Here is a 17837-nt window from a genome sequence, read left to right as displayed (position 1 = left end):
GTTTGAAATTACAACTCATTGCTGTTGGTACAAAAATGCCGGACTGGGTACAGACCGGCTTTATGGATTACCTCCATCGTTTCCCCAAAGATATGCCGTTTGAATTAACGGAAATTCCAGCAGGGAAACGGGGAAAAAATGCAGATATTAAGCGAATTCTAGAAAAAGAAGGTGAGCTTATGCTCGCTGCGGTAGGTAAAGGTAATCGAATCGTTACTCTCGATATTCCCGGTGATAAATGGGATACACCAAAACTTGCTGTACAGTTAGATAAATGGAAGCAAGATGGCCGTAATGTTAGCTTGTTGATCGGTGGTCCTGAAGGCCTCTCACCTGCTTGTAAAGCAGCAGCAGAACAAAGCTGGTCACTATCTGAACTAACGCTACCTCATCCTCTCGTTCGTGTCCTTGTTGCCGAAAGTCTTTATCGGGCATGGAGTATTACGACTAATCATCCTTATCATCGGGAATAGTCAGGTTTTAATATGTTCAATATGGTAATGGGATGAAAACACAACACACCCCTTTTCGCGACCATACCGCTGAGTCTGTCTTATTTATTCGCCGGGCATTAATTGCTTTTGGCATTATTATCATTTTACTCTCTATTCTCATCACCAATTTGTATCACTTACAAATCGTACGTCATGAGGATTACCAAACTCGTTCAAATGACAATCGTATAAAATTAGTGCCTATCCCACCTAGCCGTGGAATTATTTTTGATAGAAAAGGCACCCAACTGGCTCTTAATAGTAGCTTTTATCAGCTTGAAATTGTCCCTGAAAAAGTTGATAACCTTCAAGATACCTTAGAAAAACTAAGGGATGTAGTTGGCCTCACAGATGAAGATATCACCAATTTTGAAAAAGAGCGTAAACGCTCCCGACGCTTTACCTCTATCGCCTTAAAAACTCGGCTAGATGAAGTACAAGTTGCTCGTTTTGCTGTCAATCAATACCGTTTCCCAGGTCTTGAAGTAAAAAGCTATCAACGCCGCTCATACCCCTACGGTTCTGCATTAACCCATGTTATCGGCTATGTTGCTAAAATTAATGATAAAGATGTTGAACGTCTTGATAGAGAAGGCTTATTAGCTAACTATGCGGCAAGCCATGATATTGGCAAATTAGGTATCGAGCGCTATTACGAAGATATATTGCATGGTAAAACAGGTTATGAGGAAGTTGAAGTTAACAGCCGCGGTCGCGTTATCCGTCAGCTGCATGAGCAACCGCCTCAGGCTGGACGCGATATATACTTAACTATCGATCTTGAACTGCAAACTTATATCGAAAAATTACTCACCACTAGCCGCGCCGCCGTGGTCGTCACAGACCCGCGTAATGGTGAGATACTTGCATTAGTTTCTAACCCTAGCTATGACTCCAATCTATTCGTCAATGGAATATCAAATAAAGATTATCAGGCGCTACTGACTAATCCTGATAGGCCATTAATAAATAGAACAACTCAAGGTCTCTATCCACCTGCGTCAACCGTTAAACCGTTTATTTCAGTAGCTGCATTGAGTGAAAAAGTCATTACGCCAAACACCACGATTTTTGACCCGGGTTGGTGGCAACTTCCAGGCTCCGAGAAACGTTATCGTGACTGGAAACGTTGGGGACATGGCAAACTAAATGTGATGAAATCCATCATTGAATCTGCGGATACATTTTTTTACCAAGTCGCCTATGACATGGGAATTGACCGATTATCAGCCTGGATGACGCGATTTGGCTTTGGTACCTATACCGGTATTGATCTACTAGAAGAATATTCTGGCATAATGCCAACTCGTGAATGGAAACAAAATCGCTATAAAAAGCCTTGGTATCAAGGTGATACTATCCCTGTAGGCATTGGACAAGGCTATTGGACTGCGACGCCAATTCAAATGTCTAAAGCATTGATGACGTTAATTAATGATGGGCAAGTCAAAACACCTCACTTACTGTATGGTACCAAATTAGGTAATGCTATGGTGCCATATGAAGATAAAGAAACTACGCAAATAGGTGATATCCATTCTGGGTTTTGGGAACTGGCCAAACAAGGCATGTATGGCGTTGCAAATGCACCAAACGGCACCGGACGTCGTAGCTTTATTGGTACGCCTTATAAAGTTGCGGCCAAGTCAGGTACCGCTCAAGTCTTTAGCTATGAAACCTACAATGCGAGCAAGCTTTCAGAACATTTACGCGACCATAAACTAATGATTGCCTATGCACCTTATGACAAGCCGACTATCGCTGTAGCCATTATCCTTGAAAATGGTGGTGCAGGTCCGGCTGTAGGCGATCTTGTTCGTCAAATATTCGACCATGTACTTTTAGGTGATAATACCACGCAAGTTAAAAGCTCAGAGGCTAGCGCTGAGGAAGACCGTTAACTCTATGATGATAAATGAAATAATATGACAGACGATAAGAAAAAAATATCGCTATCAATGCGTCTCCACATTGATTTGCCTATGTTATTGATCATACTTGCCTTACTCGCCTACAGTGCTTTTATTATGTGGAGTGCAAGTGGTCAAGACGTCGATATGATGGAAAGAAAGTTAGGGCAAATCGCAACTGGCTTTATTGTCATGATTGTTATGGCTCAAATTCCACCACGTATGTATGAAAATTGGGCACCTCATTTATTTATTTTTTGTGTCATTTTATTGATTTTTGTAGATGTATTTGGGCAAATCAGTAAAGGCGCACAACGCTGGCTTGATTTAGGTTTTATTCGCTTTCAACCATCTGAAATTGCAAAAATTGCCGTTCCTCTCATGGTTGCTCGATTTATGAACCGAGATGTTTGCCCTCCTTCATTCAAAAATACGATGATAGCGCTAGTGCTGATTTTTGTACCGACTTTACTCGTCGCAGCACAACCCGATCTTGGTACGTCTATTTTAGTTGCAGCCTCAGGCCTGTTCGTTCTTTTTCTTGCCGGTATGAGTTGGCGATTGATCACTGTCGCGGCCGTCGCACTCGCCGCATTTATTCCTTTGTTATGGTTCTTCTTGATGCATGGCTATCAAAGAGCTCGCGTCATGATGTTACTCGACCCAGAAACCGATCCGTTAGGCGCTGGATACCATATTATCCAATCTAAAATAGCAATTGGCTCTGGTGGATTAATGGGGAAAGGTTGGTTACAAGGAACACAATCACAGCTAGAATTTTTGCCCGAAAGACATACCGACTTTATTTTTGCAGTATTAGCCGAAGAGCTCGGACTGATAGGTGTATTAATTCTACTTGCACTATATATGCTTCTAATTATTAGAGGATTATATATTGCAGCAAGTGCGCAAAACACATTTGGCCGTGTTATGGTTGGTGGCTTAATATTAATTCTTTTTGTCTACGTGTTTGTCAATATTGGTATGGTCAGTGGTATATTACCTGTCGTCGGCGTTCCTCTTCCACTTGTAAGTTATGGGGGATCGGCCTTGATTGTGTTAATGGCTGGGTTCGGTATTATCATGTCTATCCATACACACCGAAAATTTCTTTCTAAAAGTTTATAATATGAGGCTTAGTATGCGTTTACAATGGATTATACTTGGCATCACAGCCACGCTACTGGCGGGCTGTGTCAATGAAGAGCCCAAGCAACCCACAAATGTACCTACAAATGTGCAAACACAAGATGTGCTTGGCGCAGAACCTCATTATGAGCCTTATCACCCAACGGCAAATAGCGACTACCAACGTAATGGTCAACAATATCAAGTTGTTCGCGACCCATCACAATTTTCACAAGTTGGTTACGCCTCTATCTATGGCACTGAATCCGCAGGAAATATGACTGCGATCGGTGAGCGAATTAATCCTGCTGAGCTAACCGCCGCTCACCCAACACTGCCAATACCAAGTTATGTGCGTATCACCAATATGATGAATGGCCGTATGATGGTAGTGCGTGTCAATGACCGCGGCCCTTATGTTCAAGGTAAAAGCATTGCACTTTCTCGTGCTACTGCTGATCGCTTAAATTTGATGCCGACGACACGCATCAAAATTGATGCCATCCAAGTTGCTCAAGATGGTTCATTATCAGGGCCAGGAACCGTGGGTTCTAATTTTATTAAGCAAAGTTATGCGCTGCCAGGTAGACCACAACTCGGAGCAGGCCCAATGGGCACCCCAGTAATGGAAAATTTACCTACACCAGAAAATGCATTGCCTGTTCAACAACCTAGTGAACCTATGCAGCCGACGATGCCTGATATGGCACTGAAAACACCGGAGCCTGAGACTGCACCACAAGCCGCAGCCACTGAAACAGTGCCTGAACGTGGTTTCTTAGTCCAAGCAGGTGCAATTAGCAGCCAAGATAATGCGAATAAAATGCTCAATGATTTGAAAAATCAATTTGGTGTACCCGGACGTTTGCAACCCTATAACGGTATTTATCGCGTTCAATTAGGGCCATTTACCAGTAGAGAAAAAGCGGTCGAAATCCAAGGTCGCCTACAATCTGAAAGAAATCAAGCATCCATGGTGGTTGCCCCTTAGAATGAGTCATATACTCTACATAATTCAAGTTGTATGGCAATAACCAATAAAACCATACAACTTGAAAGATGACAGGTATAAACTAACGTAAAATTATTGGCGCAAAGCAAGTACTTCTTTTATCCATCCCAGCACTTTTGCTACACTGCGCCTCCTTGTGTTTACCGAATTTCGGATGTAATGATACAACCATGAAAAATGTCTCCCCATCACGCATCGCGCGTCAGGCTTTACTGGGTTCTGCGCTGCTGTTTGTTACTGTCACTACTGCCAATGCAAATGAAGCTTTTCCAAATACATCAATACCCGCAGTCCCTAATATTGATGCGGAAGCTTATATCTTAATTGATTATAATTCAGGGAAAGTCCTCGCTGAAAATAATGCGGATCAACGTCGCGATCCCGCCAGCTTAACTAAAATGATGACAAGTTACGTTATCGGTCAAGCTATCAAATCAGGAAAAATCGGTGCCAATGATATGGTTACCGTCAGTGAAAATGCATGGGCAACAGGCAATCCTGTTTTTAAGGGCTCTTCATTGATGTTCCTAAAACCAGGTGACCGAGTGAGTGTCGCGCAACTGACGCGTGGCATTAACTTGCAATCAGGTAACGATGCTTGCGTCGCAATGGCAGATTATGTCGCAGGGGATCAAACTAACTTTGTTCAATTAATGAATGGCTACGTCGGCAAACTTGGTTTAAAAAACACCCATTTTGAAACTGTGCATGGCTTAGATGCTGATGGCCAATATAGCTCTGCTCGTGATATGGCATTGATTGGGCAAGCGCTTGTTCGTGACGTCCCCGAAGAATACGAAATCTATAAAGAAAAAGAATTCACCTTTAACAATATCCGTCAAACCAACCGCAATGGTTTATTATGGGATAAGAGCCTAGCCGTTGATGGCATCAAAACAGGCCATACCAATGCGGCGGGTTATAACTTAGTTGCATCCGCTACCGATGGTGATATGCGTTTAATTTCGGTTGTTATGGGTGGAAAAAGTAGCAAAGGTCGCGATACCGAAAGTAAAAAATTGCTGACTTACGGTTTTCGCTTCTATGAAACAGTAAAACCACTACAAGCTGGTGTTGAATTTGCAACAGCACCCGTATGGTTTGGTGATGACAGTGAAGTGAAATTAGGCGTGACCGAAGATCTGTTCCTGACGATCCCTCGCGGCCGCTTGAAAGATTTGAAAGCTAGCTATGAATTAACTAACACGGAATTAGAAGCTCCACTCACCAAAGGCCAACAAGTGGGCGTGATTAGCTTCCAATTAGATGGTAAAACAGTTGAGCAACATCCGTTAGCTGTCTTAAAAAATGTTGAAGAAGGTGGCTTTTTCAGTCGGTTAATTGATTACATTAAACTGATGTTTCACCGCTGGTTCAGCTAACCCTTGAATTGAGATTAAGTTAACCCCATATATTAAGGTATCTTAAAGCCTGTCATTAAACTGACAGGCGCTATTTATCGAAAATTAGGAGTGCCCATGAAAACCAAATTAGGTGAACTGCTTGATTTCCCATGCCCGCTGACTTACAAAGTAATGGGTGTGGCACATCCTGAGTTAGTTGATCAGGTTGTAGAAGTCGTTCAACGCCATGCTCCGGGTGATTATTCCCCAGAAGTTAAACCGAGCAGTAAAGGCACTTATCACTCTGTATCGATAACTATCAATGCGACACATATCGAACAAGTTGAAACTTTATATACTGAGTTAGGTGCATTAGAACTCGTTAAAGTTGTCCTTTAATTAGTTGGCATTAAAAAGAAAACCGAATAGACCATCTTGGCTATTCGGTTTTTTCGTTATTATCGTCTAATCTAAATTTGCCATCCGCACCCAAATAACAAATTTACAACAAGACAAACTGGCGATATAAATTTTGCAGCGTTATACTGCCCACAAATCACAGATCACAAACCGCTTGGATGTTAAAACTTTGTCAGAAAGAAACATAATCATACGTCAATTAGGGCTTGCGCCTTATCAGGATGTTTCTGATGCGATGCACCAGTTTACGGAATCTCGTCATCAAGATACATGTGATGAGGTATGGCTCGTTGAGCACCCTCCCGTTTTTACCCAAGGCCAAGCTGGAAAAGCAGAGCATGTTATCGCTCCCGGTGATATCCCTGTCATTCAAAGTGATAGAGGTGGACAAGTGACCTATCATGGGCCTGGTCAACAAGTGATGTATGTCATGATTGATTTAAAACGCAATAAAATCGGCGTTCGTGAATTAGTGACTGCACTTGAAAATACCATAGTGAAAACCCTTGCTCATTTTCATATCGAAGCCTATCCGCGCCCCGATGCGCCAGGAGTTTATGTGAATGGTGATAAAATTTGTTCTTTAGGTTTACGCATAAGACAAGGCTGTTCATTTCATGGTTTAGCATTAAATATCCATATGGATCTTGAACCGTTCAATCGTATAAATCCTTGTGGTTATAGCGAATTAAAAATGACACAGATTAAAGCTCTAGCTCCAGAAACATCATTAAATGATGTTCAACCTGTGCTAATTAAACAATTCTGTGACACACTAGGATTTCATATTGTTCAATAATAATGCTATAATTTTTTAACATTTTTCAAATAAATTTTAATGGATAGGTAACAGATCCTTATAAACTCGAATGATCAATACCTATAATTCTAGTCTGGTAAATATAAGCATTAGAACCTGTCCATCAGCTCAAAAAATAACTGGAACCGGCATATTATGAGTAAACCCATTCTGATAGAACGCGGAATTAAATATCGTGACGCCGATAAAATGGCGCTGATCCCAGTCAAAAACGTCGTTACCGAACGTGAAGAGATTCTACGTAAACCTGACTGGATGAAAATTAGGTTACCTGCTGACTCAACTCGCATCCAAGGCATTAAAGCTGCCATGCGTAAAAATGGCCTGCATTCTGTTTGTGAAGAAGCCTCATGTCCTAACCTTTCTGAATGTTTTAATCATGGTACTGCCACATTCATGATTTTAGGCGCGATTTGTACCCGCCGCTGCCCGTTTTGTGACGTTGCCCATGGTCGCCCGAACGCGCCAGATGCCAATGAACCTGCAAAACTTGCACAAACAATTAAAGATATGGCATTACGTTACGTTGTTATCACTTCTGTTGACCGTGATGATCTTCGTGATGGTGGAGCTCAACACTTTGCTGACTGCATTAGCGCTATTCGTGAAAAAAGCCCTAATATCAAAATTGAAACATTGGTGCCCGACTTCAGAGGTCGAATGGATCGTGCATTAGAAATATTAACCGCAACGCCACCTGATGTATTCAATCATAACCTTGAAAATGTCCCACGGGTTTATCGCCAAGTCCGCCCCGGCGCAAACTATGATTGGTCATTAAAATTACTGGAAAAATTCAAAGAAGCGCACCCTGACATTCCGACCAAATCAGGTCTTATGGTTGGGTTAGGTGAAACAAACGCAGAAATTGTCGAAGTTATGCGCGATTTACGTCGCCATGGCGTCACCATGCTGACACTTGGACAATATTTACAGCCAAGTCGTCACCACCTGCCTGTAAAACGCTATGTAAGCCCTGCTGAGTTTGATGAAATGAAAGATGAAGCAATGGCTATGGGTTTTACCCACGCAGCCTGTGGGCCATTTGTACGCTCTTCTTACCATGCTGATCTACAAGCTAAGGGTGAAGAAGTTAAATAATGGGCAAGCCTGTTCATTCAGGCTTTTTAACTACCTACCAATAACGAACTTTTCGCACTGAATTTTAGATAATAAAAAACTCGCTCCGATATTAACCAGAGCGAGTTGATAGCTGTTCGTTTTAGTTGTTTAAATTACAGAGCGACAACGTTAACAGCAGATGGGCCTTTAGCACCTTCAGTGATTTCAAATTCAACTCTCTGACCTTCAGCTAAGGTTTTGAAACCGTCGCTTGTAATAGCAGAAAAGTGAACGAACACATCTTTGCTACCATCTTCTGGAGTGATAAAACCGAAACCTTTAGACTCGTTGAACCACTTAACGTTACCTTTAACTTTAGACATCAAATATTACCTTTAAAATAAAATAGACACACGATGTATCATGCTCAGTACATCAGATATCTAAGTAACTTGTCTACAACCTAGATCACGAAAATTGATAAAAAATGCAAAAAAATATTATTTATAGGTTTAATTGCCTTTAAATCGACCAATTATTCTTATCGATGGTCATTTTATCGCCCATTAAAATCGTCAAGAGTTAATTATTTAGACATTACTTCTCATGATTGAGCAACCAACCTTTAATATCCAACCCTCCAGTATACCCCACTAGCTTTCCATCATGCCCTAATACCCGATGACAAGGGACAATTAGCGAAATTGGATTACGTGAATTAGCCATTCCAACCGCACGGCAATAATTAACAGAACCTAATTTTAGCGCCAAATCTTTATAGCTCCAACGCTCGCCATAAGGTATATCACTAAGATGTTGCCATACTTTTTTTTGAAACTCAGTTCCCTGTGGATTTAATGTCACCGTAAAAAACTTTCTTTTGTGACTAAAATATTCTTTTAATTCTTTAGCGCATAGCTTGGAATGCACGTTTTTTTGCTCTTTTTCCGTTTTTTCATCCACAAAATAGAGGCTGGTTATCCCTACATCATCAGCCGCAATATGTATCCACGGTTTAGGAAATTTTTCCGGTGAAGCTAAATATTGATGATACATATTATCTCCTTAGTTGGATTCAATTACCTGAATGTATATACAGTTATAAACTGTGTCATTTCTACTTTGCAATAATCTTTTTTCTCAGTGTGATTAATTGCACCATCAAGCGCATTATTTTTTATTCTCAATGTTAATAACAACCTAGCTGATAATTAGAATAATTATCATTCAATATTTTATTCGCACTATATATTGTGTGGTTGATAAATTTTAAATCTATATATAGTATTTATCCATAAGTAACACTCTTCCTAATACTTTCAAAAAATGAAACGGTGACTAACATGGCTCAGATTATCATTTATAGTAAACCCAACTGCGTTCAGTGTAATGCTACCTATCAAGCCCTCGACAGAAAAAGCATTCCTTACCAAATTATTGACCTTACTTTAGATATTCAAGCCTTTGAACTGGTTAAGCGATTAGGCTACCAGCAAGTCCCAGTGGTCATTGTTGGCGATCAACATTGGTCAGGTTTTCGTCCTGATATGATAAACGGCCTAGTTTCTTAGGAATTGAAATGACAAACCAATCATTAATCTACTTTTCGAGTCGCTCGGGTAATTGTCATCGTTTTGTTGAAAAACTTGCGATACCCGCTACTCGATTATTAATAGGTGATGAAGGTAAACCACTTATCGCAACTCAACCCTTTGTTTTACTTCTTCCAACCTATGGAGGAGGAGGAACACAAGGCGCCGTCCCCAAAGAAGTTATTCGGTTTTTAAATATTGAATCAAATCGATTACTTATTCGAGGTGTTATTGCCGCAGGCAATACTAATTTTGGCGAGGGCTATGCGATTGCAGGAGACATTATTTCCCAAAAGTGTCATGTCCCCTACCTTTACCGATTTGAACTGTTAGGAACGCAGCGTGACGTCGAATCTGTACGTGATGGACTGCATTCCTTCTGGCTACATACCCAAAACTAGAGTTATTCCCAATGGATAAAATACAAAATACAACGACGGTTGATTATCACGCACTCAATGCCATGCTAAATCTATATGATAGCGAAGGACATATTCAATTTGATAAAGACAAAGAAGCCGCTCATCATTATTTTCGTCAGCATGTTAATCAAAACACCGTGTTTTTCCATGATTTAAAAGAGAAACTTGATTTTTTGGTCAATGAAAATTATTACGAAGCGCAAGTGTTAGCACAATATGACTTTAAATTTATTAAAAAATTATTCAAACAGGCCTACGCTCATAAGTTTCGTTTCCAAACTTTTTTAGGTGCTTTTAAGTATTACACCAGCTACACATTAAAAACCTTTGACGGTAAACGCTATCTTGAACGTTATGAAGACCGTGTTTGCATGGTCGCCCTGACACTCGCCCAAGGTTCTATATCGCTAGCTTCCCTTTTAGTTGATGAAATGATTAGTGGCCGCTTCCAACCTGCGACCCCCACGTTCCTTAATTGTGGAAAAAAACAGCGAGGTGAGTTGATTTCCTGTTTTCTATTACGCATAGAGGACAATATGGAATCTATTGGCCGCTCAGTTAACTCAGCGTTGCAATTATCTAAACGCGGTGGCGGTGTCGCATTTTTGATGACCAATTTACGGGAACAAGGCGCACCAATAAAGTTTATTGAAAACCAATCTTCAGGTGTTGTTCCTGTGATGAAAATGCTTGAAGATGCCTTTTCTTACGCGAATCAATTAGGTGCGCGCCAAGGTGCTGGAGCTGTTTATTTACATGCTCATCACCCTGACATTATGCGATTTTTAGACACGAAACGCGAAAATGCAGATGAAAAAATTCGAATAAAAACACTGTCTTTAGGTGTTGTTATTCCAGATATCACATTCCAGCTTGCAAAAGATAATGAAGATATGTACCTGTTCTCGCCTTACGATGTTGAGCGCGTTTATGGTGTGCCAATGTCTGAAATAAGTGTTTCAGACAAATATTATGAAATGGTCAATAATAAAGCGATAAAAAAATTTAAGATAAACGCCCGAGAATTCTTCCAAACTATAGCCGAAATACAATTTGAATCAGGCTACCCTTATATTTTATTTGAAGATACCGCTAACCGTGCGAATCCAATTGCGGGTCGGATTAACATGAGTAACCTGTGTTCAGAAATACTGCAAGTAAATCGCCCAAGTCTTTATGAAGATGATTTAAGTTATAAAGAAATAGGGAAAGATATTAGCTGTAATCTAGGTTCGATGAATATTGCCAACACAATGGATTCTGACAATTTTGCCATATCTATTGAAACTGCAATTAGAGCACTATCTGCCGTTTCTGACATGAGTGATATCCGTTCAGTACCTTCCATTGCTCAAGGTAACCGACAATCTCATGCTATTGGCCTTGGTCAAATGAACTTGCATGGTTACCTTGCTAGAGAACATATTTATTATGGATCTGAGCAAGCTCTCGATTTTACTAATATTTATTTTTATACCGTCACTTATCACGCTTTGAAAACCTCAAACCAATTAGCGATTGAGCGCCAAGAAGCTTTTCTCGGTTTTGAACAGTCAACTTATGCGACTGGTGAGTATTTTGATAAATATATCAACCAAGTCTGGTTACCAAAGACACAAACCGTTCAAGAACTATTCCGACGTTCGGGTATCGAAATACCAACACAAGAAGATTGGCACAATCTAAAACAGTCAATAATAACTCATGGGATTTACAACCAAAACCTACAAGCGATTCCACCAACAGGATCGATTTCTTATATCAATAATTCAACATCCAGTATTCATCCTATCGTATCGCGTATTGAGATCCGTAAAGAAGGAAAAATTGGACGCGTCTACTATCCCGCCCCCTTTATGAATAATGAAAACCTTGAATACTACCAAGATGCTTATCATATCGGTCCTGAAAAAATTATTGATACCTATGCCGTCGCGACACAGCATGTAGACCAAGGTTTATCATTGACACTATTTTTTAAAGACGATGCAACAACAAGAGATATAAACCGCGCCCAAATTTATGCGTGGAAAAAAGGAATCAAAACCTTGTATTACATTCGGCTACGTCAAACTGCCCTTGAAGGTACTGAAGTTGAAGGTTGTGTGTCTTGCTCACTGTAAAAGGAAAAATAGGTATGACTACCCACACATCTAATGGCCCAATTAAGGCTATCAATTGGAATCGTATCCAAGACGATAAAGATCTCGAGGTTTGGAATCGTCTCACCACCAATTTTTGGTTACCCGAAAAAATTCCGTTATCAAATGATACACCTTCTTGGAATACATTGACTCCCCCTGAACAAAAACTAACCATTCGTGTTTTTACGGGGCTAACGTTATTAGATACACTGCAAAATACGGTCGGTGCGCCTTGCTTAATGGCTGATGCTCAAACCCCTCATGAAGAAGCGGTGTTATCTAATATTAGCTTTATGGAAGCAGTACACGCTCGCTCTTACAGTTCTATATTTTCAACCTTATGCTCCACCGCCGATGTCGATGATGCCTATCGTTGGAGTGAGGAAAATACTGCATTACAAAACAAAGCTAAAATCATTCTGTCTTACTATTGCGACTCACATCCTCTTAAGAAAAAAATTGCCAGTGTATTTTTAGAATCATTCCTGTTTTATTCCGGTTTTTATTTACCTATGCATTGGTCAAGCAGAGGAAAATTGACCAATACAGCAGACTTAATTAGGCTAATTATAAGAGACGAGGCAATACACGGATATTATATTGGCTATAAGTTCCAAAAATCTTTATTACAATATGATGAGACCACTCAGAATGAAATTAAAGACTTCACATTTTCATTATTATTTGACTTATATGAAAATGAAGTTAAGTACACTCAAGAATTATATGACACGGTAGGATGGTCTGAAGATGTCAAAAAATTCCTTCATTATAATGCAAACAAAGCGCTAATGAATTTAGGCTATGAAGCCTTATTTCCGGATACAGTGACTGATGTGAGTGCAGCAATATTATCTGCACTTTCACCTGATGCAAATGAAAATCATGATTTCTTCTCTGGATCAGGCTCTTCATATATCATAGGTAAAGCTGTAAGCACAGAAGATGATGATTGGAATTTTTAATCAATTAATTTAATTGACATCTAAGTACAGAAAAAGCCAAAAATCATATCTTACTGAATAATAAAAATATTATTTGGTAAGATTTTTTTGGCTCAAAAAATAACCTAATATCATCGGTATTTATATATTATTTTGTCAAATAACTCATTTTTAATGAGCTATTTAGGTAAGGAGTGGTGATGTACTAGCTAAATTCGCACAAATAACATTAATAATTTTAATGATTAACGTGATTTGATAAAGTTTTTTACACCTATTAAGTAACACCCTATTTAGATTTTCATTGGTTTAACACCTTATCTAATTCAACAAAAAAAATAAATAATGCTCATTTAATAAATATAAGCTCAACAGCAAGTTATCACTATATATTGATGATACTAGCATTAACTATTTAGTATCTAAATCAATTATTCATATCAATAATTAACACTCAAATAATGAGTGTTTTTTTTGATTAATTATGCTTAACCTAGGGTTGTCAGAGTTTTTTATTATGCTAGGTTATATTGCTGACAAAAATTATTAATACTTTCATGAGAGGAAATTAAATTAAAGCGATAATAGCTAAATAAATAGTAGCTAACTAATAATATAAAAAGGAATCTCTGCCCTGATAATTTTCAAAGATAGAAACAGCAGTTATTAACATTTTTATTTTTTAATCTGTAATTATTGAATTAGTAACATTCGATACAGGCTATCTTTTTCTGTTCAAATGAAAATTGGGTAAATAATGTATGGCAATAAAATTAGAAGTTAAAAATTTATATAAAATATTTGGGGAAGCTCCTGATCAAGCTTTTAAGCTTTTAGAATCAGGTATGAATAAAGATGATATCTTTGAAAAAACGGGTCTAACCGTTGGTGTTCAAGATGTGAATCTGGCGATTGAAGAAGGCGAAATCTTTGTTGTTATGGGGCTTTCTGGTTCAGGGAAATCCACGTTGGTGCGCCTCCTCAATCGCCTGATTGAACCCACTATTGGCCAAGTATTGATTGATGGCGAAGATATTGCCAGTATCTCTGATAAAGCACTTCGAGAAGTCAGACGTACAAAAATCAGTATGGTATTCCAATCTTTCGCACTCATGCCGCATATGAATGTAATTGATAACACTGCTTTCGGTATGGAATTATCCGGTATCTCAAAAGAAGAACGCCATAAAAAAGCTATGGATGCGCTTCTTCAAGTTAACTTAGATAAATGGGCGCACTCCTATCCCGATGAATTATCTGGCGGAATGCGACAACGCATCGGCCTTGCAAGAGCACTCGCAAATGATCCTGATATTCTGTTAATGGATGAGGCATTTTCAGCCCTTGACCCGCTAATCAGAACAGAAATGCAGGATGAACTCCTATCTTTACAAGGCGACAAACAGCGCACCATTGTGTTCATTTCTCATGATCTTGATGAAGCCATGCGAATTGGTGACAGAATTGCCATCATGCAAGGGGGTATCGTTGTTCAAGTAGGTACTCCGGATGAAATTCTTAATAATCCGGCAAATGATTATGTCAGAACCTTCTTTCGTGGTGTTGATGTTAGCCAAGTTTTTAGTGCCAAAGACATCGCTCGTAGACGCCCTAATGCACTTCTTCATGTTGCGCCAGGCTTCGGTCCTCGCTCAGCCCTTAAAGTGCTCAACGATGAAGACCGCTATCACGGGTATTTAATCTCCCGAGGTCATACTTTTGCAGGTGTCGTCTCAGTAGAATCTCTCGAAAAAGCATTGCACGATAAAACCGGTATCGAAGCCGCCATTTTAACAGATATAGATCCCATTCAAGGCGATACTCCGCTTAATGAAGTTATCTCAACAATTGCACAAGCTCCCTGCGCCGTTCCTGTCATCAATGACAAAAATCGCTATTTAGGCGTGATATCAAAAGGAATGCTGCTACAAGCGCTAGATAAAGAGACGCCAAATGAGCAATAAAAATAACGCACAGACCACCGATCAGCAGCAAGTGAATGATTACCAAGATCCATGGGCTGATACGCAAGCAACCACAGCATCACCGCAAACTAATACACAAGAAGCGCCTCCTGCCGACGATCCTTGGTCGTCAAGCTCTGATACAACGAGTACATCAGGTGACGATCCTTGGGGTACAGCTTCAAGTACAGATGCTCCAACAGATACTGGTTCAAGTGATTGGCTAGATGCAGCTCCCACTGACAGCATCACCCCTGAACACTTTAATATTATGGATCCGTTTCAACACACGCTGATCCCTTTAGATTCATGGGTTGCTCATGGTATTGATTGGATAGTGCTGCATTTTCGCCCACTATTCCAAGGAATACGTATCCCTATTGACTTTACCTTAAGTGGTTTTGAACAATTTCTAACATCGATGCCCTCTCCTGTTGCAATCATTTTATTTACGCTCTTAACATGGCAATTAGCAGGTCGAGTGATGGGTGTGACAACCTTTGTCTCAATGATAGCCATAGGCGCTATTGGGGCTTGGTCTGAGGCGATGGTGACTTTATCCCTCGTGCTGACTTCTCTATTTTTTTGTATCGTTATAGGGCTTCCCCTTGGTATTTGGCTAGCTCGCAGCGATAAAGCTGCCAAAATTATTCGACCACTCCTTGATGCAATGCAAACTACACCAGCTTTTGTGTATTTAGTACCCATTGTCATGTTATTCGGTATTGGTAATGTTCCCGGGGTCGTCGTGACAATTATCTTTGCGCTACCACCGATAATCCGCTTAACCATATTGGGTATTAAACAAGTTCCCGCAGATTTAGTTGAAGCGGCGGAATCTTTCGGTGCTAGCCCACGACAAATGCTGTTTAAAGTGCAGCTTCCTCTTGCCATGCCAACCATTATGGCTGGCGTCAACCAAACCTTGATGTTGGCGCTTTCAATGGTTGTTATTGCCTCAATGATTGCAGTTGGTGGACTTGGACAAATGGTACTACGCGGAATAGGCCGTCTCGATATGGGTCTCGCTTCTGTCGGAGGTGTCGGTATCGTGATATTGGCGATTGTATTAGACCGCTTCACACAATCGTTAGGGAAAGATACGCGTAATAAAACATCCACACGCTGGTATCAAAAAGGGCCTATCGGGTTAATTGCTCGCCCATTCTGTAAAAAAGCAGATAAATAGTTAGAAAAGTAACAATTTCCTCCATTCACAATAGGGTCGTTAACACGTCCCTTAGCTTGCAAGCACAAGCTGCGAAATAAAACAGAGGTAACAATAATGTATAAGTTAACAATGAAAAAACCAATAATTATAGCATCTGCACTTACAGCGATCCTTACCGTGCCCCTTGCAGGCGCAGCCGATCTTCCCGGTAAAGGAATCAAAATCAGTCCTGTTCAAAGTACAATTAGCGAAGAAACCTTTCAAACTTTATTAGTGGCTAAAGCACTTGAACAATTAGGCTATGACATCGACTCAATTAAAGAAGTCGACTACAACGTTGCATACGCTTCCATTGCCAATGGTGACGCCACTTATCTCGCCACCAGCTGGGTTCCTTTGCATAATGCTCAATATGATGCCGCGGGTGGAGACAAAGTCTTTTATCGCCAAGGTAATTACGTAACAAATGCTGCTCAAGGCTATTTAATCGATAAAAAAACAGCCGAAAAATACAACATAACCAACGTCGAGCAACTTAAAGATCCTAAAATCGCCAAAATATTTGATGCGAATGGTAATGGAAAAGCTGATTTAACGGGTTGTAACCCGGGCTGGGGTTGTGAAGCAGCAATTAATAATCATTTAAAAGCCTATAACTTAGAAAAAACCGTCGATCATAATCAAGGAAACTATGCAGCGATGATGGCTGATACCATTACGCGCTATAAAGAAGGCAAACCTATCTTTTATTACACTTGGACCCCTTACTGGATCAGTGATGTGCTAAAACCGGGTCGTGATGTCGTTTGGTTAGAAGTTCCGTTCTCTTCAATGCCTAACGGCGAGAAAACTGATACGGCACTACCGAATGGTAAAAACTATGGTTTCCCACCAAATACCATGCACATTGTCGCGAACAAAAAATGGGCAGCAGATAACCCAGCCGCCGCTAAGCTATTTGAAATTATGAAACTACCAATTTCAGATATTAATGCGCAAAATCTAAGAATGCATAATGGGGAATCGTCTCAAGCTGATATTCAACGTCATACCAATGCTTGGATTAAAGCGCATCAATCTACCTTTGATGGTTGGGTTGAGCAGGCTCGCCAAGCAGCGAAATAGTTTAATTTTGACTTAATAATCAAAGCCATTTTCAAATTGAAGATGGCTTTTTTATTATCAACAACCAATCAATAAATATTTCCCCCAAAAAAATCGCCCCATTTCCTCTTTTTATCAATAACAAAAAACGATAATCAAGCTTAAATTATAGATATAATGGATTGTTAAAATTATTACCCTCCTATAACTTGAAGTCAGGGCGATATACATACCCTAAATAATTCAAGTTATAGGTAGGCGGCAAATGAATGAGTCACAAGGAGCATACATCAGTATGTGACTTGGG

The 17837-nt window shown here is 40.0% G+C and carries 17 protein-coding genes; 15 read left to right on the top strand and 2 right to left on the bottom strand.

What is annotated here, in order from left to right:
- Window positions 1-2: 2 nt before the first annotated feature.
- The 8 genes from rlmH to lipA all read left to right on the top strand — a co-directional run bounded on the left by rlmH (window position 3) and on the right by lipA (window position 8228).
- Entirely contained in the window at window positions 3-473 is a 471-nt protein-coding gene (rlmH, locus tag ACTH6U_RS16860) for a 23S rRNA (pseudouridine(1915)-N(3))-methyltransferase RlmH (RefSeq protein ID WP_294105023.1), read from the top strand.
- A 32-nt stretch (window positions 474-505) separates the two neighbouring features.
- Window positions 506-2395, top strand: coding sequence for a peptidoglycan DD-transpeptidase MrdA (mrdA, locus tag ACTH6U_RS16855; RefSeq protein ID WP_441832686.1), 1890 nt, complete (start codon window positions 506-508; stop codon window positions 2393-2395).
- Window positions 2396-2419: 24 nt separating this feature from the next.
- The gene (mrdB, locus tag ACTH6U_RS16850; protein ID WP_294105027.1) at window positions 2420-3532 is read left to right on the top strand and encodes a peptidoglycan glycosyltransferase MrdB; all 1113 of its coding nucleotides are present in this window, start codon (window positions 2420-2422) and stop codon (window positions 3530-3532) included.
- A 13-nt stretch (window positions 3533-3545) separates the two neighbouring features.
- Complete coding sequence (gene rlpA, locus ACTH6U_RS16845; protein WP_294105029.1) at window positions 3546-4523, top strand: endolytic peptidoglycan transglycosylase RlpA; 978 nt, start codon at window positions 3546-3548, stop codon at window positions 4521-4523.
- A 191-nt stretch (window positions 4524-4714) separates the two neighbouring features.
- Complete coding sequence (dacA, locus tag ACTH6U_RS16840) at window positions 4715-5926, top strand: D-alanyl-D-alanine carboxypeptidase DacA (protein ID WP_294105030.1); 1212 nt, start codon at window positions 4715-4717, stop codon at window positions 5924-5926.
- A 96-nt stretch (window positions 5927-6022) separates the two neighbouring features.
- Window positions 6023-6286, top strand: coding sequence for a DUF493 family protein YbeD (gene ybeD, locus ACTH6U_RS16835; RefSeq protein ID WP_294105031.1), 264 nt, complete (start codon window positions 6023-6025; stop codon window positions 6284-6286).
- A gap of 256 nt (window positions 6287-6542) precedes the next feature.
- Complete coding sequence (lipB, locus tag ACTH6U_RS16830) at window positions 6543-7106, top strand: lipoyl(octanoyl) transferase LipB (RefSeq protein ID WP_434719657.1); 564 nt, start codon at window positions 6543-6545, stop codon at window positions 7104-7106.
- A gap of 156 nt (window positions 7107-7262) precedes the next feature.
- The gene (gene lipA, locus ACTH6U_RS16825; protein WP_294105036.1) at window positions 7263-8228 is read left to right on the top strand and encodes a lipoyl synthase; all 966 of its coding nucleotides are present in this window, start codon (window positions 7263-7265) and stop codon (window positions 8226-8228) included.
- A gap of 134 nt (window positions 8229-8362) precedes the next feature.
- Here the strand turns inward: lipA and cspE are convergent, their stop codons facing one another.
- The gene (cspE, locus tag ACTH6U_RS16820; protein WP_294105038.1) at window positions 8363-8572 is read right to left on the bottom strand and encodes a transcription antiterminator/RNA stability regulator CspE; all 210 of its coding nucleotides are present in this window, start codon (window positions 8570-8572) and stop codon (window positions 8363-8365) included.
- A gap of 214 nt (window positions 8573-8786) precedes the next feature.
- Window positions 8787-9245: a methylated-DNA--[protein]-cysteine S-methyltransferase gene (locus ACTH6U_RS16815; RefSeq protein WP_294105040.1), complete on the bottom strand. Its 459-nt coding sequence runs from the start codon at window positions 9243-9245 to the stop codon at window positions 8787-8789.
- Window positions 9246-9532: 287 nt separating this feature from the next.
- On the opposite strand from ACTH6U_RS16815, the gene nrdH reads away from it, so the two are divergent.
- The 7 genes from nrdH to proX all read left to right on the top strand — a co-directional run bounded on the left by nrdH (window position 9533) and on the right by proX (window position 17551).
- Entirely contained in the window at window positions 9533-9760 is a 228-nt protein-coding gene (nrdH, locus tag ACTH6U_RS16810) for a glutaredoxin-like protein NrdH (RefSeq protein ID WP_441832685.1), read from the top strand.
- Window positions 9761-9768: 8 nt separating this feature from the next.
- The gene (gene nrdI, locus ACTH6U_RS16805; RefSeq protein WP_294105044.1) at window positions 9769-10182 is read left to right on the top strand and encodes a class Ib ribonucleoside-diphosphate reductase assembly flavoprotein NrdI; all 414 of its coding nucleotides are present in this window, start codon (window positions 9769-9771) and stop codon (window positions 10180-10182) included.
- Window positions 10183-10193: 11 nt separating this feature from the next.
- On the top strand, window positions 10194-12326 hold the full coding sequence (nrdE, locus tag ACTH6U_RS16800) for a class 1b ribonucleoside-diphosphate reductase subunit alpha (RefSeq protein WP_434719605.1): 2133 nt from the start codon (window positions 10194-10196) through the stop codon (window positions 12324-12326).
- 14 nt (window positions 12327-12340) lie between these two features.
- Window positions 12341-13312 (top strand): class 1b ribonucleoside-diphosphate reductase subunit beta, encoded by a 972-nt coding sequence (gene nrdF / locus ACTH6U_RS16795; protein WP_294105048.1) that lies wholly within the window; start codon window positions 12341-12343, stop codon window positions 13310-13312.
- A gap of 740 nt (window positions 13313-14052) precedes the next feature.
- The gene (gene proV / locus ACTH6U_RS16790) at window positions 14053-15255 is read left to right on the top strand and encodes a glycine betaine/L-proline ABC transporter ATP-binding protein ProV (protein WP_294105050.1); all 1203 of its coding nucleotides are present in this window, start codon (window positions 14053-14055) and stop codon (window positions 15253-15255) included.
- A complete protein-coding gene (proW, locus tag ACTH6U_RS16785) occupies window positions 15245-16444 on the top strand; it encodes a glycine betaine/L-proline ABC transporter permease ProW (protein ID WP_294105052.1) in 1200 nt (399 codons plus the stop codon). Before proV ends, proW begins: the two co-directional genes overlap by 11 nt.
- A gap of 111 nt (window positions 16445-16555) precedes the next feature.
- The gene (proX, locus tag ACTH6U_RS16780; RefSeq protein ID WP_294105091.1) at window positions 16556-17551 is read left to right on the top strand and encodes a glycine betaine/L-proline ABC transporter substrate-binding protein ProX; all 996 of its coding nucleotides are present in this window, start codon (window positions 16556-16558) and stop codon (window positions 17549-17551) included.
- The last annotated feature ends 286 nt before the right edge of the window (window positions 17552-17837 follow it).

The organism is Providencia sp. (assembly GCF_052096715.1).
GTDB lineage: Bacteria > Pseudomonadota > Gammaproteobacteria > Enterobacterales > Enterobacteriaceae > Providencia.
Note: the sequence above shows the minus strand (reverse complement) of the source record. Positions and strands in the feature narration are given on the sequence as shown.

Excerpts from the sequence above, each read along its gene's own strand:
- mrdA (WP_441832686.1), top strand. The coding sequence starts at position 506 with ATGAAAACACAACACACCCCTTTTCGCGACCATACCGCTGAGTCTGTC.
- mrdB (WP_294105027.1), top strand. The coding sequence starts at position 2,420 with ATGACAGACGATAAGAAAAAAATATCGCTATCAATGCGTCTCCACATT.
- rlpA (WP_294105029.1), top strand. The coding sequence starts at position 3,546 with ATGCGTTTACAATGGATTATACTTGGCATCACAGCCACGCTACTGGCG.
- dacA (WP_294105030.1), top strand. The coding sequence starts at position 4,715 with ATGAAAAATGTCTCCCCATCACGCATCGCGCGTCAGGCTTTACTGGGT.
- ybeD (WP_294105031.1), top strand. The coding sequence starts at position 6,023 with ATGAAAACCAAATTAGGTGAACTGCTTGATTTCCCATGCCCGCTGACT.
- lipB (WP_434719657.1), top strand. The coding sequence starts at position 6,543 with ATGCACCAGTTTACGGAATCTCGTCATCAAGATACATGTGATGAGGTA.
- lipA (WP_294105036.1), top strand. The coding sequence starts at position 7,263 with ATGAGTAAACCCATTCTGATAGAACGCGGAATTAAATATCGTGACGCC.
- cspE (WP_294105038.1), bottom strand. The coding sequence starts at position 8,572 with ATGTCTAAAGTTAAAGGTAACGTTAAGTGGTTCAACGAGTCTAAAGGT.
- ACTH6U_RS16815 (WP_294105040.1), bottom strand. The coding sequence starts at position 9,245 with ATGTATCATCAATATTTAGCTTCACCGGAAAAATTTCCTAAACCGTGG.
- nrdH (WP_441832685.1), top strand. The coding sequence starts at position 9,533 with ATGGCTCAGATTATCATTTATAGTAAACCCAACTGCGTTCAGTGTAAT.
- nrdI (WP_294105044.1), top strand. The coding sequence starts at position 9,769 with ATGACAAACCAATCATTAATCTACTTTTCGAGTCGCTCGGGTAATTGT.
- nrdE (WP_434719605.1), top strand. The coding sequence starts at position 10,194 with ATGGATAAAATACAAAATACAACGACGGTTGATTATCACGCACTCAAT.
- nrdF (WP_294105048.1), top strand. The coding sequence starts at position 12,341 with ATGACTACCCACACATCTAATGGCCCAATTAAGGCTATCAATTGGAAT.
- proV (WP_294105050.1), top strand. The coding sequence starts at position 14,053 with ATGGCAATAAAATTAGAAGTTAAAAATTTATATAAAATATTTGGGGAA.
- proW (WP_294105052.1), top strand. The coding sequence starts at position 15,245 with ATGAGCAATAAAAATAACGCACAGACCACCGATCAGCAGCAAGTGAAT.
- proX (WP_294105091.1), top strand. The coding sequence starts at position 16,556 with ATGAAAAAACCAATAATTATAGCATCTGCACTTACAGCGATCCTTACC.